The organism is Kitasatospora sp. NPDC087861 (genome assembly GCF_044742585.1).
GTDB lineage: Bacteria > Actinomycetota > Actinomycetes > Streptomycetales > Streptomycetaceae > Kitasatospora.
In genome coordinates this window covers 64,477-88,056 of the sequence record NZ_JBIUUS010000003.1, presented here as the reverse complement: position 1 = coordinate 88,056, position 23,580 = coordinate 64,477, and the positions used below count along the sequence as shown (strand labels likewise).

The 23,580-nt window shown below is 72.4% G+C and carries 14 protein-coding genes; 7 read left to right on the top strand and 7 right to left on the bottom strand.

All coding sequences use genetic code 11. The features are described from left to right. Positions 1-64: 64 nt before the first annotated feature. From ACIOJE_RS05455 to ACIOJE_RS05445, 3 genes are all read right to left on the bottom strand, one after another. Positions 65-1,555 carry a maltokinase gene (locus tag ACIOJE_RS05455; RefSeq protein WP_400668065.1) on the bottom strand — a complete coding sequence of 497 codons (1,491 nt, stop codon included), beginning with the start codon at positions 1,553-1,555 and terminating at the stop codon, positions 65-67. 242 nt (positions 1,556-1,797) lie between these two features. Next, a complete protein-coding gene (gene treS, locus ACIOJE_RS05450; RefSeq protein WP_280675937.1) occupies positions 1,798-3,522 on the bottom strand; it encodes a maltose alpha-D-glucosyltransferase in 1,725 nt (574 codons plus the stop codon). Further along, positions 3,519-5,474, bottom strand: a complete 1,956-nt coding sequence (locus ACIOJE_RS05445; RefSeq protein ID WP_400773928.1) for an alpha-1,4-glucan--maltose-1-phosphate maltosyltransferase — start codon at positions 5,472-5,474, stop codon at positions 3,519-3,521. The genes treS and ACIOJE_RS05445 overlap by 4 nt, the downstream gene beginning before the upstream one ends. 982 nt (positions 5,475-6,456) lie before the next feature. Here ACIOJE_RS05445 and glgP point away from each other — a divergent pair. Beyond that, on the top strand, positions 6,457-9,123 hold the full coding sequence (glgP, locus tag ACIOJE_RS05440; RefSeq protein ID WP_400773519.1) for an alpha-glucan family phosphorylase: 2,667 nt from the start codon (positions 6,457-6,459) through the stop codon (positions 9,121-9,123). Between the two features lie 20 nt (positions 9,124-9,143). Here the strand turns inward: glgP and ACIOJE_RS05435 are convergent, their stop codons facing one another. The 3 genes from ACIOJE_RS05435 to glgX form a co-directional block, all read right to left on the bottom strand. After that, positions 9,144-11,000, bottom strand: a complete 1,857-nt coding sequence (locus ACIOJE_RS05435; protein WP_400773516.1) for an ABC transporter ATP-binding protein — start codon at positions 10,998-11,000, stop codon at positions 9,144-9,146. Then, positions 10,997-12,817, bottom strand: a complete 1,821-nt coding sequence (locus ACIOJE_RS05430; protein ID WP_400773515.1) for an ABC transporter ATP-binding protein — start codon at positions 12,815-12,817, stop codon at positions 10,997-10,999. Before ACIOJE_RS05430 ends, ACIOJE_RS05435 begins: the two co-directional genes overlap by 4 nt. A 188-nt stretch (positions 12,818-13,005) precedes the next feature. Then, a complete protein-coding gene (gene glgX, locus ACIOJE_RS05425; RefSeq protein WP_400773512.1) occupies positions 13,006-15,222 on the bottom strand; it encodes a glycogen debranching protein GlgX in 2,217 nt (738 codons plus the stop codon). A gap of 201 nt (positions 15,223-15,423) precedes the next feature. Here glgX and ACIOJE_RS05420 point away from each other — a divergent pair, with 201 nt between their 5' ends. The 5 genes from ACIOJE_RS05420 to ACIOJE_RS05400 all read left to right on the top strand — a co-directional run bounded on the left by ACIOJE_RS05420 (position 15,424) and on the right by ACIOJE_RS05400 (position 21,971). Continuing rightward, positions 15,424-16,683: an Ig-like domain-containing protein gene (locus ACIOJE_RS05420; RefSeq protein WP_400773509.1), complete on the top strand. Its 1,260-nt coding sequence runs from the start codon at positions 15,424-15,426 to the stop codon at positions 16,681-16,683. A 174-nt stretch (positions 16,684-16,857) separates the two neighbouring features. Further along, a complete protein-coding gene (locus ACIOJE_RS05415; protein ID WP_348534072.1) occupies positions 16,858-18,117 on the top strand; it encodes an Ig-like domain-containing protein in 1,260 nt (419 codons plus the stop codon). A gap of 366 nt (positions 18,118-18,483) precedes the next feature. Further along, a complete protein-coding gene (locus ACIOJE_RS05410; RefSeq protein ID WP_400773506.1) occupies positions 18,484-19,611 on the top strand; it encodes an Ig-like domain-containing protein in 1,128 nt (375 codons plus the stop codon). Between the two features lie 266 nt (positions 19,612-19,877). Continuing rightward, positions 19,878-20,384 carry an ATP-binding protein gene (locus tag ACIOJE_RS05405; protein WP_280675923.1) on the top strand — a complete coding sequence of 169 codons (507 nt, stop codon included), beginning with the start codon at positions 19,878-19,880 and terminating at the stop codon, positions 20,382-20,384. Between the two features lie 633 nt (positions 20,385-21,017). Then, entirely contained in the window at positions 21,018-21,971 is a 954-nt protein-coding gene (locus ACIOJE_RS05400) for an EamA family transporter (protein WP_400773503.1), read from the top strand. A gap of 87 nt (positions 21,972-22,058) precedes the next feature. Here ACIOJE_RS05400 and ACIOJE_RS05395 read toward each other — a convergent pair whose 3' ends face one another. Next, on the bottom strand, positions 22,059-22,802 hold the full coding sequence (locus ACIOJE_RS05395) for a TetR/AcrR family transcriptional regulator (RefSeq protein WP_400773500.1): 744 nt from the start codon (positions 22,800-22,802) through the stop codon (positions 22,059-22,061). A gap of 138 nt (positions 22,803-22,940) precedes the next feature. Between ACIOJE_RS05395 and ACIOJE_RS05390 the strand changes: the two genes are divergently transcribed. After that, entirely contained in the window at positions 22,941-23,549 is a 609-nt protein-coding gene (locus tag ACIOJE_RS05390; RefSeq protein ID WP_400773497.1) for an NADPH-dependent FMN reductase, read from the top strand. The last annotated feature ends 31 nt before the right edge of the window (positions 23,550-23,580 follow it).

Here is a 23,580-nt window from a genome sequence, read left to right as displayed (position 1 = left end):
CTGCGACGGGGGGTGGGCAAACTCCAGGGCGGCGGAACCGGGGGTGCGGGTGCGGCCGGGGCGGTCACACGGTGAGGGCGAGCCGGTTGATCGCGGCGAGCGGGATCGGCAGCCAGCTCGGCCGGTGCCGGGCCTCGTAGACCACCTCGTACACCGCCTTGTCGATTTCCAGGGCCCGCATCAGCTCCGGCGAGGCCGCCGGGTCGGCGCCGCCGCCGGCGGTGTAGCCGGCGCAGAAGGCGGTGCGGTTGCGCTGCGCCCAGGCGGCCGCGAGGTGGGCGAGCTCCGGGTCGACCGGGCCGCCGGCCAGCAGGTGGGCGGCCGCGTAGTCGAAGGAGCGGAGCATCGCGGCGATGTCGCGCAGCGCGGGCTGCGGCTCCCGGCGCTCGTTGACGGACTTGGCCGGTTCGCCCTCGAAGTCCAGCAGCACCCAGCCGTGCGGGGTGCGCATGGCCTGCCCGAGGTGCAGGTCGCCGTGGATGCGCTGGACCGGCAGGCCGTCCGGGTGGGCGTCGGCGAGCTGCTGGAAGGCGGTGCGCAGCGCGGCCCGGTAGCGCAGCAGCCCGGGGACGGCGGCGACGGCGCTGTCCAGCCGGTCGGCCATGGTGGTGGCGAGCCGGCTGGTCTGGGCGCGGTCGAGCCGGGCGACCGGCATCGACCGGGCCAGGACCCGGTGCACCTCGGCGGTGGCCCGGCCGAGCCGGTGGGCCTCGATGGCGAAGTTGCCGGGGGAGGGGTCGCCCTTGAGCCGGCCGACCTGATCGAGGGCGAGCTCCCAGCCGTCCTCGGCGTCCGGCAGGTAGCGCTGGAGCAGGCCGAGGGTGGCGGGTTCGGCGCGTTCCATCCGGCTCTCGAACCAGGCGGCGACCCGGGGGATCCGGGTGGAGCCGGCCCGGGAGAGGGCGAGGGAGAGTTCGAGGTCGGGGTTGGTGCCGGGGTGGATGCGGCGGAACAGCTTGAGGATGTACGAGGTGCCGTAGATGACCGAGCTGTTGGACTGCTCGGCGGTGGAGGCGCGGCCGGGGAGGTTGGCGGGGAGCCCGGAGCCGGGGGTGCGGCGGAAGGACAGCGAGCCGAACCGGTCGCCGGTGGCCAGGTGTTCCAGCAGCCGCCCGGTGAGTTCGGGGTCGTGCACCGCGTCGTAGAGCGCCGCGCCGTCGTACGGGCCCTGGCTGAGCCGGCCGAGCACGGCGCTGGGCTCGATGTCCGCGGGCCCGTCCGAGCGGATGCCGAGCAGGAGTTGGTAGATGTCCCCGTGCGGGGCGCCGGCCGTGGTGGCGTGCTCGACCCGCAGCAGCAGGTGCAGCAGGGCCGGGTCGCCGACCTGCAGCGGGGTTCCGACCATCGGGGTGAGGCCGGTGATGGGCCGTCCCTTCCCGGCGTACCAGCGCTGGGTGGGGAGCCACTCGGCGATCAGCGGCAGGGCCGCCTGGACGAGTTCGCTGACCCCCAGGGCGGTTCTCCGGGCCCCGGTGCTCCGCGGGCCCGCCGACGCGGCGGATTCGGCGGGGGTGTCGTGCTGCACATGGGCTTGAGAACGGGAGGTTTCGGACATGACTCCCTTTCCCCGGAAGCGGGCGGACGGCCCGACGGGTCTGGCCGGGTCCGTCAGTCTTCCGGATTTCGGCGGCGCGGCGGCGGCGGCACGCGAGCGGGGCTCAGGTGTCACGCCTTCGTGTGGGTGGCCGTTGGGCTGTTCTCCGTACGCGGTGGTGCAGAGAACTCCGGGGGCGCAGGGGTTCAACTCGCGCCCCCGGAGGGTCTGGTGGTGCTGTTGGGGCCGGATGTGGCGGATCGTTACTTCGAGCGCCTCGTCCCGCTCAGGCGCGGGGGCTGCCGGAGCTGGAACCAGTAGAAGCCGTGGCCGGCCAGGGTGAGCAGGTAGGGCCACTCGCCGATCGAGGGGAAGCGCACCCCGCCGATCAGCTCGACCGGGTACCGTCCGCCGTACTGCCGCAGGTCCAGCTCGGTCGGCTGCGCGAACCGCGAGAAGTTGTTCACGCACATGACCAGGTCCCCCTCGTGTTCGCGCACGAAGGCCAGCACGGCGGGGTTGCTGGAGGGCAGTTCGGTGTACGTGCCGAGGCCGAACGCCGGATTGAGCTTGCGGATCTCGATCATGCGACGCGTCCAGTGCAGCAGCGAACTCGAACTGCTCTGCTGCGCCTCGACGTTGGTCACCTGGTAGCCGTACACCGGGTCCATGATGGGCGGCAGACTGAGCCTGCCCGGGTCGGCGGAGGAGAAACCCGCGTTGCGGTCCGGGGTCCACTGCATCGGCGTGCGCACGCCGTCCCGGTCGCCCAGCCAGATGTTGTCGCCCATGCCGATCTCGTCGCCGTAGTACAGCACCGGCGAGCCGGGCAGCGAGAACAGCAGGGCGGTGAACAGCTCGATCTGGTTGCGGTCGTTCTCCAGCAGCGGGGCGAGCCGGCGCCGGATGCCCACGTTGGCGCGCATCCGGGGGTCCTTGGCGTACTCCGCGTACATGTAGTCGCGCTCCTCGTCGGTGACCATCTCCAGGGTCAGCTCGTCGTGGTTGCGCAGGAAGATGCCCCACTGGCAGCCGCCCGGGATCTGCGGGGTCTTGGCGAGGATCTCCGACACCGGGTAGCGGGACTCCCGCCGCACGGCCATGAAGATCCGGGGCATCACCGGGAAGTGGAACGCCATGTGGCACTCGTCGCCGCCCGCGGTGAAGTCGCCGAAGTAGTCGACGACGTCCTCGGGCCACTGGTTGGCCTCGGCGAGCAGCACGGTGTCGGGGTAGTCGGCGTCGATCTCCTTGCGGACCCGCTTGAGGAACTCGTGCGTCTCCGGCAGGTTCTCGCAGTTGGTGCCCTCGCGGGCGAACAGGTACGGCACCGCGTCCAGCCGGAAGCCGTCGATGCCGAGGTCGAGCCAGAACCGCAGCCCGGCGATCATCTCCTGCTGGACGCGGGGGTTGTCGTAGTTGAGGTCCGGCTGGTGGGAGAAGAACCGGTGCCAGTAGTACTGCTTGCGGACCGGGTCGTAGGTCCAGTTGGAGGTCTCGGTGTCGATGAAGATGATCCGGGCGTCCGGGTACTGCTTGTCGTCGTCGGCCCACATGTAGAAGTCGCCGTACGGGCCGTCCGGGTCCGCCCGCGAGGCCTGGAACCACGGGTGCTGGTCGCTGGTGTGGTTCATGACGAAGTCGATGATCACGCGCATGCCGCGGGCGTGCGCGGCGTCGACGAACTCCATGAAGTCGGCGAGGTCGCCGAACTCCGGCAGCACCGACTTGTAGTCGGCCACGTCGTACCCGCCGTCGCGCAGCGGCGAGGCGAAGAACGGCGGGAGCCAGAGGCAGTCGACCCCGAGCCACTGGAGGTAGTCGAGCTTGGTGGTGAGCCCCTTCAGGTCCCCGACCCCGTCGCCGTTGCTGTCCTGGAAGGATCGCACCAGCACCTCGTAGAAGACCGCACGCTTGAACCACTCCGGGTCCAGGTTCTTCTTCGAGGTCTCCGGGAAGATGTCGGGGACGGGCTCGTTCACTGTCACGCTGGGTTCCTCCGAACCGTGAGGAGGTGAGCCGGCTCGGCTGAGGGATCGAGCCGGACGTAGTTGTGCCGGCCCCAGGTGTAGACGGCGCCGGTGAGCTCGTCGTGCACCGCGTACGGGCCGTCGCCGTCGAGGGTGACGGTGGCCTCCTGGACCTGGTACGGGTCGAGGTTGACCACGGTGACGACCTGGTCGGCGAGGCCCTCGGGGGTGGTCGCGGTCTTGGAGTAGGCGAGCACCTGGTCGTTGTCGGTGGGGTGGAAGCGCAGGTTGCGCAGCTGCTGCAGGGCGGGGTGGCGCCGGCGCAGCCGGTTCAGCACGGTGAGCAGCGGGGCGAGGGAGTCGGTACGGGCCCAGTCGCGCGGGCGCAGCTCGTACTTCTCCGAGTGCAGGTACTCCTCGGATCCCGGGTGGGCCGGCTCGTTCTCGTACAGCTCGAAGCCGGCGTAGACGCCGTAGCTGGGGGAGAGGGTGGCGGCGAGCACGGCGCGGACGGCGAACGCGGCCCGGCCGCCGTGCTGGAGGTAGCCGTGCAGGATGTCCGGGGTGTTGGCGAAGAAGTTGGGCCGCATGTAGGCGGCGGCGTCACCGGTGAGTTCGGTGAGGTACTCGGTGAGTTCCGTTTTGGTGGTGCGCCAGGTGAAGTACGTGTACGACTGGTGGAAGCCGATCTTCCCCAGGGTGTGCATCATCGCGGGCCTGGTGAAGGCCTCCGCCAGGAACACGACGTCCGGGTCGGTGCGGGCGATGTCGGCGAGCACGTTCTCCCAGAACACCACCGGCTTGGTGTGCGGGTTGTCGACCCGGAAGATCCGAACGCCGTGGGACATCCAGAACCGGAGGATCCGGATGGTTTCCTTGACGATTCCATCCATGTCCTGGTCGAAGTTGACCGGATAGATGTCCTGGTACTTCTTCGGAGGGTTCTCGGCGTACGCGATGGTGCCGTCCGCGCGGTGGTTGAACCATTCCGGGTGCTTGTTCACCCACGGGTGGTCGGGGGAGCACTGGAGGGCGAAGTCCAGCGCCACCTCCAGGTGCAGGTCCCGGGCCTCGGTGACGAAGTGGTCGAAGTCCTCGATGGTGCCGAGGTCCGGGTGGATCGCGTCGTGGCCGCCCTCCGGGGAGCCGATCGCCCACGGCGAACCGACGTCGTGCGGACCGGCCGTCAGGGTGTTGTCCGGGCCCTTGCGGAAGGCTCGTCCGATCGGGTGGACCGGCGGCAGGTAGACCACGTCGAAACCCATCGCGGCGACGGCCGGCAGCCGCTCGGCGGCGGTGCGCAGGGTGCCCGAGCGCGGCGGCTCGACGCCGCCAGGGTCCACCACCGCGCCCTCCGACCGGGGGAAGAACTCGTACCAGGAGCCGTACAGCGCGCGCTCGCGGTCCACCTGGAGCGGCAGCGGGCGGGAGGCGCTGAGCAGTTCGCGCAGCGGGTGGCGGTCCAGCAGTTCCAGCACCTCGGGGGCGAGCGCGGCGGCCAGCCGGGACAGCGGCGGCAGCCCGGGGTCGCGCAGCGCGTCGGCGGCGGCCAGCACGTGCGCCCGGCCCTCCTTCTTCGGCACCCCGTTCGCCGCCTGCTCCAGCAGTCGGGCGCCCTCCTCCAGGACCAGCACAGTGTCGATCCCGGCGGGCAGCTTCACGGCGGCGGTCCGGCGCCAGGTGGCGATCGGGTCGCTCCAGGCCTCGACCAGGTACGACCAGCGGCCGGGGGCCGTCGGAGTGACGTGCGCGCCCCAGCGGTCGGTGCCCTCGGCCAGCTCGCGCATCGGTGTCCACGGGCCGCTGCGGCCGCGCGGGTCGCGCAGCACCACGTTGGCGTTGACGGCGTCGTGGCCCTCGCGGAACACGGTCGCGGTGACCAGGAAGGTCTCGCCGACGACGGCCTTGGCCGGGCGGCGGCCGGAGTCGACGAGGGGGCTGACGTCCAGGACGGGGATGCGGCCGATCACGGTGTCGCTCTCTGTCGTCTTGCGGGCGGCGGGCTTGCGGGCGGGGGCCTTGCGCGGCGCGGCGTCGGCGGTGGCCTCGGCGGCGTCGGCGGTGGCCTTCGCGGTGGCGGCGGCGCGGCGCGTCGTGGTGGTGCGCCTGCGCGGTGTCGCCGACCGGCCCTCCTCGGACCCGGGTTCTCGGGCCGCGCCGGTCGGCTCGCCGTGGACCGCCCCGGCCCGCGGCGCCGGCATCGCCGGATCCGTCCGAGTGTCAGAATCCATCCGTCCGGCGGATTCCGCGACCGCTGCGTCGATGGCGTCGGCCACCGGTGTGGACTGGTCCCGCGTGTCGCCGTGCATGTCAAACTCCTGCCCGAGATCGGCGGCAGCTCCCGCGGGCCGGGATGGGCCAGGGGAGTACCGGGAGGACTGCTGGGTGGGGAGGACGTGCGACCGGAAGCCTGCCCGCGTCGCTGTCCCCGGCAACCTGCCCGGCGCCCGCCGAGCCCGCGGCGGGACGCCCGGAGCCCGTGCGCGTCCCGGCGCGCGCCTCCAGGGGCACGCCCCTGGGCGACCCGGTCCACCCGTGAACGAGCAGGCCGGGTACGAGGACACGCGTCGGTGCGCGGTGGGCGCCGAATGGGCTAAGAAGAAGGGGAACGATCAACGCGAAAAGGATTCGGACGTGCTGCTTCAAGGCGGACGCCACCCGCCGCCGCACTCCCCGCAGCATCAACGACCTTGAGTCATCCTCGCACCGGGGACAAGACTTTTGCAGCGGTACGACAGTAGTTTCGGGCTTTGTCCTGAGCGGATGAGCCATCGGAAATGGACCTGTTCCACAGTGTTCATGCATTGGTAGCGCGGGCCCCCGGAATGTGCGCCTCGCGCGCCCCCCGTGCAGCCCAATGCGCCGAATGCGATCTCATCAATAGGCCGAACGGATGCCCAATAGCCCACTTGACGCACGGTCATGACGGCCATCGCGGCTACGCTTCACGCCGTGAAGGCAATCCGCAGATTCACCGTCCGCACCGTCCTGCCCGAACAACTCCAGCCGCTGCACGAGCTGGCCCTCAACCTGCGCTGGTCCTGGCACCCCGAGACCAGGGACCTCTTCCGGTCCGTGGACCCGGAGGTCTGGGCCGCGACCGGCGAGGACCCGGTGCGGCTGCTCGGGGAGGTCCCGGCCGCCCGGCTCGCCGCACTCGCCGCCGACCGGCGGTTCCTGCGCAGACTCGGCGATCTCGCCGACGACCTGCGCGAGTACCTGAGCGGCCCCCGCTGGTACCAGACCCAGCAGGAGGCCGGCGCCACCCCGCCGCCCGCCGCCGTCGCCTACTTCTCCCCCGAGTACGGCATCGCCGCCGCGCTGCCCCAGTACTCCGGTGGCCTGGGCATCCTGGCCGGCGACCACCTCAAGGCCGCCAGCGACCTCGGCGTCCCGATCATCGGCGTCGGGCTGTTCTACCGGCACGGCTACTTCCGCCAGTCCCTCGACCGGGACGGCTGGCAGCAGGAGCGCTACCCGCTGCTCGATCCGGACGAACTCGCGGTCAGCCTGCTCCGGGAGGGTGACGGCACCCCCGCCCGGGTCGACCTCGCCCTGCCCGGCGGCCGCACCCTGGCCGCGCACCTCTGGAAGGCCCAGGTCGGACGGGTGCCGTTGCTGCTGCTCGACTCCGACATCGAGGCCAACTCGCCGGCCGAGCGCGACGTCACCGACCGGCTCTACGGCGGCGGCAGCGAGCACCGGCTGCTCCAGGAGATGCTGCTCGGCATCGGCGGCGTCCGCGCCGTCCGCGCCTACTGCCGGCTCACCGGGCACCCCGCCCCCGAGGTCTTCCACACCAACGAGGGCCACGCCGGCTTCCTCGGCGTCGAACGGATCCGCGAACTCGTCGCCGACGATGCGGCCGGCCTGGACTTCGCCGCCGCCCTGGAGTCCGTCCGGGCCGGCACCCTGTTCACCACCCACACGCCCGTCCCGGCCGGCATCGACCGCTTCGACCGCGAGCTGGTCGCCCGGCACTTCGGCGGCGACGCCGCGCTGCCCGGAGTCCCGGTCGAACCGGTGCTGGCGCTCGGCGCCGAGACCTGGCCCGGCGGGGACCCGAAGCTCTTCAACATGGCCGCCATGGGCCTGCGGCTCGCCCAGCGCGCCAACGGGGTGTCCACTTTGCACGGCGAGGTCAGCCGCTCCATGTTCAACGGCCTCTGGCCCGGATTCGACGCCACCGAGGTGCCGATCACCTCGGTCACCAACGGCGTCCACGCCGCCACCTGGATCGACCCGGCGGTCGTGCGGCTCGGCGCCGCCGAGATCGGCGCCGACCGTGCCGAGGACGCCATGACCACCGGCGACGCCAAGCGCTGGACGGGCCTGGAGCGGATCGGCAACACCGAGATCTGGGACCTGCGCCGCAGCCTGCGCGCCCAACTGGTCGACGAGGCCCGCCGCCGGCTGCGCGACTCCTGGCGCCAGCGCGGCGCCGGCGAGGCCGAACTCGGCTGGGTCTCCTCGGTGCTCGACCCGGACGTGCTCACCATCGGCTTCGCCCGCCGGGTGCCCTCGTACAAGCGGCTCACCCTGATGCTGCGCGACCCGGACCGGCTGCGCGCCCTGCTGCTGCACCCCGTCCGGCCGGTCCAGATCGTGGTCGCCGGCAAGGCCCACCCGGCCGACGACGGCGGCAAGCGGCTGATCCAGCAGATGGTCGCCTTCGCCGACGACCCGGCCGTCCGGCACCGGATCGTCTTCCTGCCGGACTACGACATGGCGATGGCCCGGCACCTCTACCCGGGCTGCGACGTCTGGCTGAACAACCCGCTGCGCCCGCTGGAGGCCTGCGGCACGTCCGGGATGAAGGCCGCGCTCAACGGCTGCCTCAACCTGTCCGTCCTGGACGGCTGGTGGGACGAGTGGTACGACGGCCAGAACGGCTGGGCGATCCCCACCGCCGACGAGACCGGCGGCGTGCTCGACCCGGAGAGCAGCGAGGCCGAGCACCGCGACGACATCGAGGCCGCCGCGCTGTACGACCTGATCGAGGCGCAGGTCGCCGGCCGGTTCTACGACCGGGGCACGGACGGGCTGCCGCACCGCTGGATCTCCATGGTCCGGCACACCCTGGTCACCCTCGGGCCCAAGGTGCTGGCCGGGCGGATGGTCCGCGAGTACGTCGAACGGCTGTACACCCCGGCGGCGCTGGCCCAGCGGGAGCTGGCCGGCGCGGCCTACCGCGGCGCGCGGGAGCTGGCCGAGTGGAAGGCGCGGGTCCGCGAGGGCTGGCCGGCCGTGCGGGTCGAGCACGTCGAGGCGGACTGTCCGGACGAGGCGCAGGAGCTGGGCAGCGCGCTGTCGCTGCGGGTGCAGGTCGCGCTCGGGACGCTGGACCCGGGCGACGTCGAGGTGCAGGCGGTGTCCGGCCGGGTGGACGAGTCGGACGGCATCTCGGATGCCTGCGTGCTCGCCCTCAAGCCCGTCGGCGGGTCCGACCTGGACGGACGGACCCGCTACGAGGGCTCGCTGGAGCTGTGCCGGACCGGGCCGTTCGGCTACACCGTCCGGGTGCTGCCGGCCCACCCCCGGCTGGCCTCCCCGGCCGAGCTGGGGCTGGTCGCCCTGCCCGCCGAGTCGGCGGGGATGGACGCGGGGGTGCTGCGCTAGGGCTGCGCTGGCGGGACGGCCTAGACCAGGCTGTCCCGCCAGGCCTGGTGGAGGGCGGCGAAGCGGCCGGAGCCGTCGACCAGCTCCTGCGGGGAGCCGTCCTCGACGATCCGGCCCTGGTCCATCACCAGGACGCGGTCGGCGATCTCCACGGTGGAGAGCCGGTGCGCGATGATCACCGCCGTCCGGCCGGCCAGCACCGTGCGCATGGCCCGCTGGACGGCCTGCTCGCCGGGGACGTCCAGCGAGCTGGTCGCCTCGTCGAGGATCAGCACCGCCGGGTCGGCGAGCAGGGCACGGGCGAAGGCGACCAGCTGGCGCTGCCCGGCGGAGATCCGGCCGCCGCGCTTGCGCACGTCGGTGTCGAAGCCGTCCGGGAGCGCGGCGATGAACTCGTGGGCGCCGATGTCCCGGGCGGCCTGCTCGACCTCCTCGCGGCCGGCGCCGGGGCGGCCGATCGCGATGTTCTCGGCGACGGTGCCGGAGAACAGGAAGGACTCCTGGGTCACCATCACCACGCCGCGGCGCAGCTCGGGGGTGGCGAGGTCGCGCAGGTCCACGCCGTCCAGCCGGATCCGGCCGTCGGTCGGGTCGTAGAAGCGGGCCAGCAGCTTGGCGACCGTCGACTTGCCCGCGCCGGTCGCGCCGACCACCGCCACCGTCTGCCCGGCCGGGATCACCAGGTCGAACGGCGGCAGCACCTCCTTGCCGGTGCGGTAGGCGAAGCGGGTGTCCTCGAAGCGGACCTCGCGCCCCTTGCCGGCGGCCGCCGGCAGCTCGGTGGGCTCGGCCGGTTCGGCGACGGTCGGCTCGTGGGCGAGCAGGCCGGCGATCTTCTCCAGCGCGGCCGCGGCCGACTGGTAGCTGTTCAGGAACATCGCCAGCTGGTCGATCGGGTCGTAGAGCCGGCGCAGGTAGAGCACGAAGGCGGTGAGCACGCCCAGTTCCACCGTGCCGTCGGCGACCAGGTAGGCGCCGAGCAGCACCACGCCGGTGGTCCACAGGTTGGCGGTGGCGCGGGAGAGGCCGACGTAGCGGGCGATCTCCAGCAGGCCGTCCGCCGTCGCGGTGGCGGACTGCCGGTTGACCAGGGCGAAGGCGTCGTCGTTGGCCTGCTCGCGGCGGAAGGCCTGCACCGGGCGGATGCCGTTCATGGTCTCGGTGAAGCGGACGATCAGCGAGGCGGCCGAGGTGCGGGAGCGCCGGTAGACCCGGCGAGAGCGGCGGCGGAAGGAGCGGGCGATCAGCGCCAGCGGCAGCACCGACACCAGTGAGACCAGGCCGAGTCGCCAGTCCAGCACCAGGAGCAGCACCGAGATGTAGCAGACCGAGAGGAAGACGGTCAGCAGCTCCTGGAGGCCCTCGGAGAGCAGCTCGCGCAACGCGTCCACGTCGCTGGTGGCGCGGGAGATGATCCGGCCCGAGGTGTACCGCTCGTGGAAGTCCAGGCTCAGCCGCTGGGCGTGCCGGAAGATCCGGCCGCGCAGCTCCAGCAGGATGTCCTGGTTGACCCGGGCGCTGATCTTGATGAACGCCCACTGCAGCACCGGGCTGATCAGCGCGCAGGCCAGGTAGGCGCCGACCACCGCGATCAGCGGGCCGGAGTCGTGCTCGCGCAGCGCCGGGATGCCGCGGTCCATCGCGACGGCGACCAGCAGCGGGCCGGACTGCAGCGCGGCCTGCTGGACGAGGATCACCACCATCGCGACGGCGATCCGGGCGCGGTGCGGGCCGAGCAGCGAGCGCAGCAGTGCCCGGGGCGCGCCGGGCGGGACGGGGATGTCCTCCTCGTCGGCCGGGGGCGGCGGCAGCCGTTCCTCGGCCGGATCGGCGGTCTCCCGCTCGGCGGGGCCGGCGGGCGAGACGGTGGTGGTCATCGGGTGGTGCCCCCCTCGGAGATCAGGGCGGTCTCGGGTACGAGGGCGGCCTCGCCCGACATCAGTTCGCGGTAGTGCGCGCAGTCGCGCAGCAGTTCCTGGTGGGTGCCGACGGCCTCGATCCGGCCGTCGGAGAGCACCGCGACCCGGTCGGCGAGCAGTACGGTGCTCGGGCGGTGGGCGACCACCAGGGCGGTGGTGGCGCCGAGGACCTCGCGCAGCGCCCGTTCGACCAGTGCCTCGGTGTGCACGTCGAGGGCGGAGAGCGGGTCGTCCAGCACCAGGAAGGCCGGGTCGCCGACCACCGCGCGGGCCAGCGCGAGACGCTGGCGCTGGCCGCCGGACAGGCTCAGGCCCTGCTCGCCGACCTCGGTGTCCACGCCCTCGGGGAGCTTGTCCACGAAGGCGGCCTGGGCGGTGGCCAGGGCGGAACGAAGCTGCTCCTTGCCCGCGCCGGGCGCGCCCATCAGGACGTTCTCCCGGACGGTGGCGGAGAACAGGGTGGGCTCCTCGAAGGCGACGGCCACGAGTTCGCGCAGCCGCTCCCGGGGGAGGTCGCGGATGTTCCGGCCGTCCAGGGTGATGGCGCCGGCGGTGGCCTCGTGGAGGCGGGGGAGCAGCGCGGTGAGGGTGGTCTTGCCGCTGCCGGTGGCGCCGACCAGGGCCATCGTCTCGCCGCTGCGGATGTGCAGGTCGATGCCGGCCAACAGGTCGGGGGTGTCGTCGGGGGCGTCGGGGTAGCGGAAGCGGACGTCGGTGAAGCGGATGCCGTCGGGGGTGGGGCCGAGGCCGTCGGCGGTGCCCGTATCGGCGCTCTCGGGCTCGTCCAGCACCTCGAAGAAGCGGTCGGTGGCGGTGGCGGCCTCGTTGGCGTAGGCGAGCAGCCAGCCCAGGGACTCGACCGGCCAGCGCAGCGCGAGCGCGGTGGAGAGGAAGGCGACCAGGGTGCCGGCGCTCAGCTCGTCGTGGGCGACCAGGTAGGCGCCGACGGCGAGGGCGCAGCCGAGGGCGATCTCGGGCAGGCCGACGATGACCGCCCAGAGGTTGGCGAGCAGCCCGGCCTTGCGCAGTTCGGTGCGGCGCAGGTCGTGGGACTGGGCGCGGAAGCGCTCGGCCATCGAGCGGTGGCGGCCGAAGGCCTTGAGGATGCGGATGCCGAGGACGGACTCCTCGACGACGGTGGCGAGGTCGCCGTTCTGGTCCTGGGCGCGGCGGGCGGCGCCGGAGTAACCGGACTCGAAGCGCCGGGTGAGCAGGAACAGCGGGACGGAGGGCAGCAGGGTGATCAGCGCCAGCCGCCAGTCCTGGGTGAACATCACCACCGTGCCGGCCAGGAACATCACCGAGTTGACGATCAGGAAGACCAGCGGGAAGGCCAGAAACAGCCGCATGGTGTACATGTCGGCGGTGGCCCGGGAGAGCAGCTGGCCGGAGCCCCAGCGCTCGTGGAAGGAGATCGGCAGCCGCTGGAGCTTGGCGAAGAGGTCGCCGCGCATGGCCGTCTCCAGCCCGGCCAGTGGTCGGGCCAGGATCACCCGGCGGGTGTAGAACAGTGCGGCCTCGACCAGGCCGAGCAGCAGCAGCAGGCCCACCAGCGGCCACAGCCCGCGCAGGTCGTGTTGGGCGAGCGGGCCGTCGACGATCCGGCCGAGGATCAGCGGGACGCCGAGGACGCTCAACATGGCGAGCGCGGCGGCGGTCGCCGAGGTGGCCAACTGGCGGCGGACGGCCCGGGCGTAGGGCCACAGGCGCAGCAGGGAGCGGACCGTGGAGCGGTGCCCGGTCGCGGTGTCGTCGTGTTGTCGGTTCTCGGCCATCGTCGTGAGGGTAGGACGAGGCCGCGTCATTTCTCATCAGGTTTTTCACCCCTGACAGGGCTCTTCGGCGAGAACCGGCCACCCGTACGGGTGGGGCACGGGTGAACGGTGGTGCGGGCGGGGCCGGTTGAGCGGGCCGGACCGCGCGCCGGGCGCGTCTCGGGCGCCTCTTGCGCGGTCGAGGTCCGTCAGGAGGCCTGGGCGGGTGCCCGCAGCAGCCGCAGCGAGCGCCCGCCGAGCACCACGGCGCCCCGCGGACGCGGCTCGCCGGTGCCCGCGGCGGCCGTGTCGACCACCGTCCGGTACGCCGCCTCCGGCGCGGCCCAGGGCTCGCCGGGCAGGGTGAACACCACCGGTTCGTGGCCGGCGTTGAGCAGCAGCAGGAAGCTGTCGTCCCGCGAGGGCCGCCCGGTCTCGTCCCGTTCGGACATCGCGGTGCCGGACAGCAGCATGCCGAGGCAGGCGGTCGGGGCGAACCAGTCGGCCTCGGTCATCTCCTTGCCGAGCGGGGTGAACCAGGCGAGGTCCGGCTGGCCGCCGGGGGCGGCGGCCCGGCCGGAGAAGAACGCCCGCTGGCGCAGCACCGGGTGGGCCCGGCGCAGCCGGATCAGCCGGGCGGTCAGCTCGCTCAGCTCCCGCCAGCCGGGTTCGGCGCCCTCGGCGAGCAGCGACCAGTCCAGCCAACTGGCCTCGTTGTCCTGGCAGTAGGCGTTGTTGTTGCCGCGCTGGGTGCGGCCGAACTCGTCCCCGGCGGTGATCATCGGGACGCCGGTGGAGAGCAGCAGGGTGGCCATCAGGTTGCGCAGTTGGCGCAGCCGCAGGGCGTTCACCTCCGGGTCGGTGGTCTCGCCCTCGACGCCGTGGTTCCAGGAGCGGTTGTCGTCGGTGCCGTCCCGGTTGGCCTCGCCGTTGGCCTCGTTGTGCTTGCGGTCGTAGCTGACCAGGTCGCGCAGGGTGAAACCGTCGTGCGCGGTCACGTAGTTGACGGAGGCGTACGGGCGGCGGCCACCGCGCTGGTACAGGTCGGAGGAGCCGGACAGCCGGTAGCCCAGCTCGCGCACGTCCGGACGGGCGCCGCGCCAGAAGTCCCGTACGGTGTCGCGGTACTTGTCGTTCCACTCGGCCCACAGCGGCGGGAAGCCGCCGACCTGGTAGCCGCCCGGACCGACGTCCCAAGGCTCGGCGATCAGCTTCACCCGGCTGAGCAGCGGATCCTGGGAGACGGCGGCGAGGAAGGGGTGGTCCATGTCCACCCCGTCGGTGCCGCGGGCGAGGGCGGCGGCGAGGTCGAAGCGGAAGCCGTCCACGCCCATCTCGGTGACCCAGTACCGCAGCGAGTCGGTGACCAGCCGGACCACCTGCGGGCGGCGGGTGTCCAGGGTGTTGCCGCAGCCCGTGTAGTCGGCGTAGCCGCGCGGGCGGTGCGGGGCCTGCCGGTAGTAGGCGGCGTTGTCGATGCCGCGCAGCGAGAGCATCGGGCCGAGCTCGGCGCCCTCGGCGGTGTGGTTGAACACCACGTCGAGGATCACCTCGATCCCGGCGGCGTGCAGGGCGCGGACCATCCGCTTGAACTCGCCGACCTGGCCGCCCCGCGAGCCGGCCGCGGAGTAGCCGGCGTGCGGGGCGAAGTAGCCGATCGTGTTGTAGCCCCAGTAGTTGACCAGGCCGCGTGCCTGCAGGTGGTCCTCGCTGGCGTACTGGTGGACCGGCAGCAGCTCGACGGCGGTCACGCCGAGCCGGGTCAGGTGGGCGATCGCGGCCGGGTGGGCCAGGCCCGCGTAGGTGCCGCGCAGCTCCGGCGGGACGTCGGGGTGGCGCATGGTGAACCCGCGCACGTGCAGTTCGTAGAGGACCGTCTCGGCCCACGGGGTCTTCGGCCGGTGGTCGTCGTACCAGTCGTCGTCATCGTGGACGACCACGGATCTGGGCACGTAGTCGGCCGAGTCGCGGTTGTCCCGGACGGTGTCGGCGACGTCCGGCTCCGGCCAGTTGCGGACGGCGGCGCAGACCGCGTCGTGGCTGGTGTAACAGCCGTCGACGGCCCGGGCGTACGGGTCGAGCAGCAGCTTCGCCGGGTTCCAGCGGGCGCCGGTCCACGGGTCCCACCGGCCGTGCACCCGGAAGCCGTACCGGGTGCCGGGGCGGACGCCGGGCAGGAAGCCGTGCCAGATCTGGAAGTCCTGCTCGGTGAGGCGGTGCCGGCTCTCCCGGCCGTCCTCGTCGAACAGGCAGAGGTCGACCGCCTCGGCGCCGGCCGCCCAGAGCGCGAAGTTGGTGCCCTGGCCGCCCTGTTGGTCGGTCCGGAAGCGCGCGCCGAGCGGCTGCCAGCTGCCGGGCCACGGTGGCTCGGCAGTGTCCCCGCCGGGCGGCCGCACTCCGGCTTCCAGCTCCTGCCCTGACGCCATGGCCGTACCCTCCCTGGACGGGGTGTCCCGGACCCCGTTCACTTCCTCTTTCCCGGATTGCGCAGATCGGAAGCGGCTGAACGGGGGCTTACCGGCGGATGGCGGCTGATGGATGGGGGGATTTCGGGCCGCTCCGCGTGTCCCCGCCGTGATTGCCCTCGTTGTTCCCGGTATCGGACGTGGACAGTGGGAGGCCCCGGAATGCGGCGCCGAGGACGGGTGTGGGCGCGGCGGGCGGCGGCGGTGGCCTGGGGCCTCGCCGTCCTGACGGGGTGCGGCGGCTCCCCGGCGGCCCCGGGGCAGGACGCCGCCGGGCCGGGGGCGCACACCCCGCCCCCGCCGCCGTCCCGGGCGGTCGTCGCGACGCTGCCCGCCGACGGCGCCCAGGACGTGCCGCCCGAGGGCCCGGTCCGGGTGACCGCGGCACAGGGCCGGTTGGTCACCGTCCGGTTGGCGGACACCAAGGGCGCCGAGGTCCCCGGCACGATCGCCCCGGACGGTGCCACCTGGACGCCCGACGGCCCGCTGCCGCTGGGCACCGCGTACACCCTGGACGCCGTCGCCGAGGACGACCAGGGTCAACGGGCGGCCCAGCACTCGGCGTTCTCGACGATGACCCGGGCGCACACCTTCGTCGCCTTCTTCACCCCGGAGGACGGCTCCACGGTCGGCGTCGGCATGCCGGTGTCGCTGCGCTTCAGCCGGCCGATCACCGACCGGGCGGCGGTGGAGAAGGCCGTCCAGGTGAGCGCCGACCCGCCCGTCCCGGTGGCCGCGCACTGGTTCGGCAACCAGCGGTTGGACGTCCGCCCGCAGCAGTACTGGGCGGCCGGCACCAAGGTGACGGTGGCGCTGCGGATGAAGGGTGTGCAGGGCGCACCGGGCGAGTTCGGCACCCAGACCAAGGACCTGCACTTCACCATCGGCCGGGCCCAGGTCTCCACCGTCGACCTGGACGCGCACACCCTGACCGTCCGGGCCGGCCAGGGCGGCCGGGTGGTGCGGGTGCTCAAGGTGTCCGGCGGCAGCCCCGACCACACCACCTACCGGGGGGTGATGGTGGTGTCGGAGAAGTACAAGGTGACCCGGATGAACTCGCAGACCGTCGGGATGGGCGACGAGTACGACATCAAGGACGTGCCGCACGCGATGCGGCTGACCACCTCCGGCACCTTCCTGCACGGCAACTACTGGGCGGATCCCGAGGTGTTCGGCACCGCCAACACCAGCCACGGCTGCATCGGCCTGGTCGACGCCAAGGGCGGCGCGAGCAAGGACTCCCCGGCGGGCTGGTTGTTCGAGCACACCGTTCCGGGGGACGTGGTGGAGGTGAAGGCCTCCGCCGGGGACTTCGTGCCGCCGCAGAACGGCCTCAACGGCTGGAACGTGCCGTGGGAGCAGTGGGTGGCCGGCAGTGCCCTCGGTCCCGTCTCGGCCGCCGCCGGCTCCACCCCGCAGTAGTCGATCTTCACTGCCGGTTCACCCCCGCTCCACCCACCTCCGCCCGGGGCTCGCTCAGACGGCCCGGCTATCCTGCTCCGGCGCGCCCTGACCCGGCGCGAAAGATCGACGCCCGGTGCAACTCATGGGGGCACTCAACGCGTCAAGGGAGTGAATACCGGGAGGGGAGAAACCGTGAAGACGGGGAAGACGGCCGGCGCCGCGATACGTACCACCAGCCGCTACGGGCGCAGGGGTGCGATGGCGTTGGTCATGGGTGGGGTGCTGCTGCTCACCGCGGCCTGCAACGACGACAAGGGCGGCGGCACGAGCGGCGGGGGCGACAACGCGGCGCCCGCGGCGACGGCGGGTGCGGGCGGGACGGCGGGTGCGTCAGCGGAGCCGAAGACCTCGGCCGCGGTGCTGGCGGTCGAGCCGAAGGACGGTGCCCAGGACGTGGCGCCGAGCAACGCGCTGCAGGTGTCCGTCTCGAACGGCAAGCTCACCGCGGTCGACGTGACGGACAAGAACGGCAAGCCGGTCGAGGGGGCGATCACCCCGGACGGCACCGGCTGGAAGCCCGCCGCCGCGCTCACCGTCGGCATGGCGTACAAGGTGAACGCGCAGGCCAAGGACGCCGAGGGCCTGGTGGCCGCGTCCACCACCTCGTTCACCACGCTGACGCCGGACAAGAAGGTCTCCACCAACGACAACATCAGCGACGGCGGCACCTACGGCGTCGGCATGATCGTCTCGGTGAACTTCAGCAAGAACGTCAAGAACAAGGACGCCGTCCTCAAGGGCATCACCTTCGAGAGCGACAACGGCACCGAGGTGAAGGGCCACTGGTTCGGTGACAACCGGCTGGACTTCCGTCCGGCCGAGTACTGGAAGCCGGGTACCAAGGTCACCATCAAGTACCGGCTGAAGAGCGTCGAGGTCGCCCCGGGCGTCTACGGCGACGTGGACAAGGACGAGCCGTTCACCGTCGGCCGCTCCCAGATCTCCACCGCCGACGCCAAGTCGCACCAGATGACGGTCGAGCGGGACGGCAAGAGCACCACCGTGCCGGTCACCCTGGGCGCGGACGCGACGCCGTCCTGGGGCGGGACCATGGTGGTCATGTCCAAGGAGAAGGTCACCCGGATGAACTCGCAGACCGTCGGTCTCGGCGGCGAGTACGACATCCAGGACGTGCCGCACGCGATGCGGCTGACCACCTCCGGCACCTTCGTGCACGGCAACTACTGGGCCAACCCGTTCGGCAAGACCAACGCCAGCCACGGGTGCGTCTCGATGGCGGACGAGAAGGGCGGCAGCGACACCTCGGTCGCGGGCAAGTTCTTCAACGACTCGATGGTCGGTGACGTGGTCAAGATCGTGAACACCAAGGAGAAGACCGTCGCGCCCTCCAACGGGCTGGGCGGCTGGAACGTGGCCTGGGCGAACTGGTAATCCCTGCCCGCCGACGGCCCGGATAGTCCCGGTTCGTCGGCGCGGTACGGACGAGCGGCCCGATCCTCACCCGTTGGGGTCGGGCCGCTCGCGTTTCGGGAGCGCCCCGGCCCTCGAATGGCGCAACCTTTCCGGGGGCCGGTGCGTGTAGTGGTCGGGTTCGCCGTGCTGGTGAGGTCGGCCGTGTCGGTGTGGTCCGTCGTGTTGGTGGGGTCCGCGGGGGTTCCTCCGCGGAGGGTTCAGAGGGAGGGATCGACGTTGAGGTCGATACGCAGAGTGGTGGCCGTCGGTCTGGTCGGCGGGGCGATGGTGCTGACGGCCGCGTGCGGTGGCGGCGGGAGCGGGAGCGGGAACGGGGGCGGAAGCGTGGCCAAGGCGGACCTGGGGGCCGGCGCGGCCGCCGGGACGGCCGCTCCGACCGCGACGCCCAGCAGTGCGGCGCCGAAGGCGTCCCAGGCCGCGGTGACCATCGCGCCGCAGGCCGGCGCGGTGGACGTCGCGCCCGACGCGCTCAAGGTCGGTGCGACCGGCGGCAAGCTCACCACCGTCAAGGTCAGCGACAAGAGCGGCAAGGAGGTACCCGGCACGATCGCCGCCGACGGCTCCAGCTGGACCCCGTCCGCCGGCCTCTCGGTGGGCACCGCCTACCAGGTGAGCGCGATGGCCGCGGACGCCAGCGGCGCGGTCGCCACCGCGGACAGCAGCTTCACCACGCTGACGCCGACGGCCCTCGCCAAGGCCGTCGACAACGTGGACAACGACGCGACGTACGGCGTCGGCATGATCGTCTCGGTGGATTTCAGCAAGGACGTCAAGAACAAGGAGGCGGTCCTCAAGGGCATCACGTTCGAGACCGACAACGGCACCGTGGTCAAGGGCCACTGGTTCGACGACCGCCGGCTGGACTTCCGTCCCGAGAAGTACTGGACGCCCGGCACCAAGGTGACCGTGCACTACCGCCTCAAGAACGTCGAGATCACCCCTGGGGTGTACGGCACCGACCGGGACGAGCCCTTCACGATCGGGCGATCCCAGATCTCGACGGTTGACGCCGCCGCGCACCGGATGACCGTCGAGCTGAACGGCCAGGCGTCCGAGATCGACATCACCTCCGGCTCGCCCGAACACCCCACCTGGAACGGCACCATGGTCGTCATGTCCAAGGAGGGCGTGGTGCGGATGCAGTCCAGCACCATGCCCGGCATGACCGGCTCCCCGTACGACCTCCAGGTGCCGCACTCGATGCGGCTCACCACGTCCGGCACCTACGTGCACGGTAACTACTGGAGCAAGGTCATCGGCGAGGACAACGTCAGCCACGGCTGCGTCGGCCTCAAGGACGTCGAGGGCGGCGGCAGTTCCACCTCGATGGGCAAGTTCTACGACGGCTCGATCGTCGGCGACGTGGTGATCGTGAAGAACTCCACGAAGAAGGAGACCCTCGACCCGGCCAACGGTCTGAGTGGCTGGAACCTGGCCTGGAGCGCCTGGTAGCCGGCCGGGGACCGGCTGCTGATCGCCCTGGTCGGGGCGGCTTCGCGGCAACCCGGGCTTGACGCCGACGCGGCCCGGGTTGCCCTCGCCGCGGCTCCTCCGGGGCTTCTTGTCGCTCTCCTGCCGCCCTCCTCTTGCACGCGGCATATGCCGACTCGGGGGAGATCGTTTGCTCATTGTCCGTACGCGGCCGCTTGCGTTCCGCAATGATGGACCGCATGGCGGGTTGGGGCGAAACAGATCAGTCATCAGTTCCCGGGGCCGGAATGGTCGCCGAGGCGTCGTGGATCGATGTCCAGGGCGCGCTGGCGGCGCTGGAACGGCTCAGCTCCGAGGAACTGCAGGAGATGTATTGCGGCAGGTTGGGCGATCAGTCCGTGCCGAACGAGGTACGACTGCCGTCCCGGCCGGAGACCGGCCCGGTGGCCCGCCGGCTGGTGCTGTCGGTCCTGGAGGCCTGGGACCTCCACCAGCACCTGGAGGCCGGGGAGTTACTCACCAGCGAACTGGTCTCCAATGCCGTTCGGCACGCCGCCGGGCGCACCATCGGGCTCCAGGTGGTCCGCAAGCCCGGCTGGCTCCGCGTCGAGGTCCGGGACTCCTCCCGGGCGTTGCCCTGCATGATCCTCGCCGAGGCGAAGCCGGCCAACGAGCGGGGGAGGGGCCTGCGGGTCGTCGACGACCTGGCCGACCGCTGGGGTGCCGACCTGCTGCCGCGCGGCAAGGGCGTCTGGTTCGAGCTGAAGGTCCGCGAGTTCCGTGAGCGCCCCTGAGGGCTTGCGAAGTCCGCGTGCCGGGGCCTGCGGGTCCGGGCGTCGCGGGTCCGGGCGTCGCGGGTCCGGTGTTGCGGGTCCGGGCGTCCCCCGGAAAACGCGCAGGGCCCCCGAGGTCGCCGTGGTCCGGCGGGTGGGGGCCCCTGCAAGTCATCGCGCCGGCCAAGGGGGTGCGTGCCGCGCGATGGGCGTCGGCCGTGCCAGGTCGGGCCAGCCGAAGTCTCCGCGCCCAGGGCGGCGTGCTGTGGCGCCCGCCGTCGGGCTGCTTCGACTATCGCACGGATCTCAGCATGTGGGCAAACCAGGCGTCTTGGATTGAAAGGTTTGTAACCTAGTTCACCTTTGGATTTTGCATAGGTTAACGCCGCCGCCTGTGAATATTCACGATCGCCCGCATCGGAGGGCTGCGTGGGCGGCTGTTCCGGGCCATCCGCCACCTCCTCCCGGCTACCATCGGCGCGTGAACTCGTACTGGCGCGTCGCGCTGCCACCGCTCAGCGCCTGATCGGGCGCGCGCTGGTGGCTTGAGCCCCGCGACCCTGGCCGGCGCAGACCGCCGCCAGGGGTTTGCCGTGTGCGCCCGTTTCGAAACCAGTCCTCTCTCACGGTTTTCGACGACGGAAGTTCACGACTGTGCCGAACCGCACCACTGTGCCCGCGCCCACCCGCCCGGCCCCCGCCGGGCGCCGTACCAACCCCCTCGACGGGCCGGTCCCGATCCTGGCCACCGCCCTGCTGTGGGGCACCACCGGGACCGCCAGTTCGCTCGCGCCCGCCGGGGCCCCGGCGGCGGGCATCGGCGCCGCCGCGCTCGTCCTCGGCGGGCTGCTGCTCTTCCTCTCCACCCGTAGCGCCCGCGCGCTGCCCCGGACGTGCGGCCGCCGGGAGCGGTGGCTGCTCGTCCTCGGCGCGGTCGCGGTGGTCGGGTACCCGATCAGCTTCTACCCGGCCGTGAGCCGCACCGGCGTGGCGGTGGCCACCGTGATCGCGCTGGGCAGCGCCCCCGTCTTCACCGGCCTGCTCGGCTGGCTCACCCGGCAGGGCCGGCCGACCGGCCGCTGGGCCTGCGCCACGGCGACGGCGGTCGTCGGCTGCGCCGTCCTGGTGCTCGGCCCCGAACTCACCGGCGGCGCCGCGGCGGTGGACGCCACCGGGGTGGTGCTGGCCGCGCTCGCCGGGCTCTCCTACGCCGCCTACTCGCTCGTCGGCGGGAAGCTCATCATGCGCGGGCACCCCTCGGCCGGGGTGATGGGGGCGATGTTCGGCGGGGCGGCGCTCCTCGTCCTGCCGGTCCTGCTGCTCGGCGACGTGCGGTGGATCGGCACTGCGCGCGGCGCGGCGGTGGTGCTCCACCTCGCCGTGATCACCACCTTCCTCGCCTACCGCCTCTTCGGCCACGGCCTGCGGCACACCTCCGCCCAGACCGCCACCACCCTCACCCTCGCCGAACCCGCCGTCGCCGCCGTGCTCGGCGTCGCCGCCCTGGGCGAACGCCTGCCCGCCGTCTCCTGGTCCGGCCTCGCCGTCCTCGCCGCCGGCCTCGCCCTCCTCGCCCTCCCCACCCGCCCGGTTCGCCGCCGCCCCTGACCGGGTCGGACCGTCACGGACCGTCCACCGCGCAGGACGTCGGCCCGTCCGACGTCCTGCGCAGTCGGGGGCGGGGCGGGGGCGGGGTCAGATGCCGAGGTGGGTGGCGATGCCGGTGAGGACGCAGTCGAGGCCGGTTTCGAACTGCCAGGTGGGGTCGTCCTTGCGGGTGGCCTCGTGGAGGTAGCGCTGGTAGGCGGGGTAGCGGCCGGTGTTCATGAGGAAGGACATGCGGGGGGCGAGGGCGGCGCGGGTCTCGTCGCCGCCGGACCAGCCGTGGTCGCGCTGGAGGTCCTGCAGGGCGATCTCGGCGGCGACGGAGCCGTGGACGTAGCCGGTGACGGTGCGGAAGACCGCCATGGTGGTGTCGGCGTCCAGTCCGTGGTCGGCGAGGGCGGCGAAGGCCCGCTCGGGGACGGCCAGTTGGTTGGGGCTGAGGGAGGCGGCGGCGGCGCGGACGGTCCACGGGTGGGCCAGGTTCATGGCGCGCAGGTGGACGGCCAGGATGCGCATGGTGTCGCGCCAGCCGGCGGCCGGGGCGTCCAGGGGGAGCCGGCCGTAGACGAAGTCGACCATCAGCTCGATGAGTTCGTCCTTGCCGGAGACATACCGGTAGGCGGCCATCGGGGCGACGCCGAGGGCGGTGGCGAGCCGGCGCATGGTGACGGCGTCGAGCCCCTCGGTGTCGGCGATCTCGACCGCGGCCTCGGCGATCCGGTACGGGGTGAGGGTGGTGCGCGGTGCGGGCGCCGGGCGGGCGAGGCGCTCCCAGAGTGAGGCCGGGGGCTTGGTCCGGTCGTCGTCCCCGGTGGGGGCCTGCGGGGCGGGCATGGGGCGGGCTCCTTCCGGCTGGGGCTCCCCACCGTACCACTCGCGTGTACGGCGTATCGGTAGTGGACGGCGTACGCGACGATGTGTACGTTGTATCCACCAGATACGGTGTACACATCGTCCCGGAGGGGGACCCCCATGTCCACGGAGAACAAGCGGAACCGGCAGGGCCTGCAGGTCGCGGTCATCGCCGGCAGCACCCGGAACGGCCGGTTCGCGCCCGTCGTCGCCGACTGGCTGCTCGGCCACGTCGCCACGCGCGACGACATGACCGCCGACCTGATCGACCTGGTGGAGACCCCGTTGCCGACCACCTTCCCGTCCTTCGGTGGCGAACTGGAGCCGGGCGCCGCCGAGTTGATCGCCGCCGTCTCGCCCCGGCTGGAATCCGCCGACGCCTTCGTGATCGTCACGCCCGAGTACAACCACAGCTTCCCGGCCCCGCTGAAGAACGCCATCGACTGGCACAATCACCAGTGGCACGGCAAGCCGGTCGGCTTCGTCTCCTATGGCGGACTCTCCGGCGGCCTGCGCGCCGTCGAGCAACTGCGGGTGGTCCTCGCCGAGTTGAACGCCATGACGATCCGCAACACGGTCAGCTTCCACGGTGCCGCCCAGTGCTTCGACGCCGACGGCAAGCCGCTGGAGCCGGCCGCCGACGCCGCCGCCAAGACCATGCTCGACCAACTCGCCTGGTGGGCCGAGGCGTTGCGCGAGGCCCGGCGCGTCCGCCCGTTCGCGGCCTGACCCGGTGGCCCCAGGACGGCGGACGGTGGAC

Excerpts from the sequence above, each read along its gene's own strand:
- ACIOJE_RS05455 (WP_400668065.1), bottom strand. The coding sequence starts at position 1,555 with ATGTCCGAAACCTCCCGTTCTCAAGCCCATGTGCAGCACGACACCCCC.
- ACIOJE_RS05435 (WP_400773516.1), bottom strand. The coding sequence starts at position 11,000 with ATGACCACCACCGTCTCGCCCGCCGGCCCCGCCGAGCGGGAGACCGCC.
- ACIOJE_RS05430 (WP_400773515.1), bottom strand. The coding sequence starts at position 12,817 with ATGGCCGAGAACCGACAACACGACGACACCGCGACCGGGCACCGCTCC.
- glgX (WP_400773512.1), bottom strand. The coding sequence starts at position 15,222 with ATGGCGTCAGGGCAGGAGCTGGAAGCCGGAGTGCGGCCGCCCGGCGGG.
- ACIOJE_RS05420 (WP_400773509.1), top strand. The coding sequence starts at position 15,424 with ATGCGGCGCCGAGGACGGGTGTGGGCGCGGCGGGCGGCGGCGGTGGCC.
- ACIOJE_RS05405 (WP_280675923.1), top strand. The coding sequence starts at position 19,878 with ATGGTCGCCGAGGCGTCGTGGATCGATGTCCAGGGCGCGCTGGCGGCG.
- ACIOJE_RS05395 (WP_400773500.1), bottom strand. The coding sequence starts at position 22,802 with ATGCCCGCCCCGCAGGCCCCCACCGGGGACGACGACCGGACCAAGCCC.
- ACIOJE_RS05390 (WP_400773497.1), top strand. The coding sequence starts at position 22,941 with ATGTCCACGGAGAACAAGCGGAACCGGCAGGGCCTGCAGGTCGCGGTC.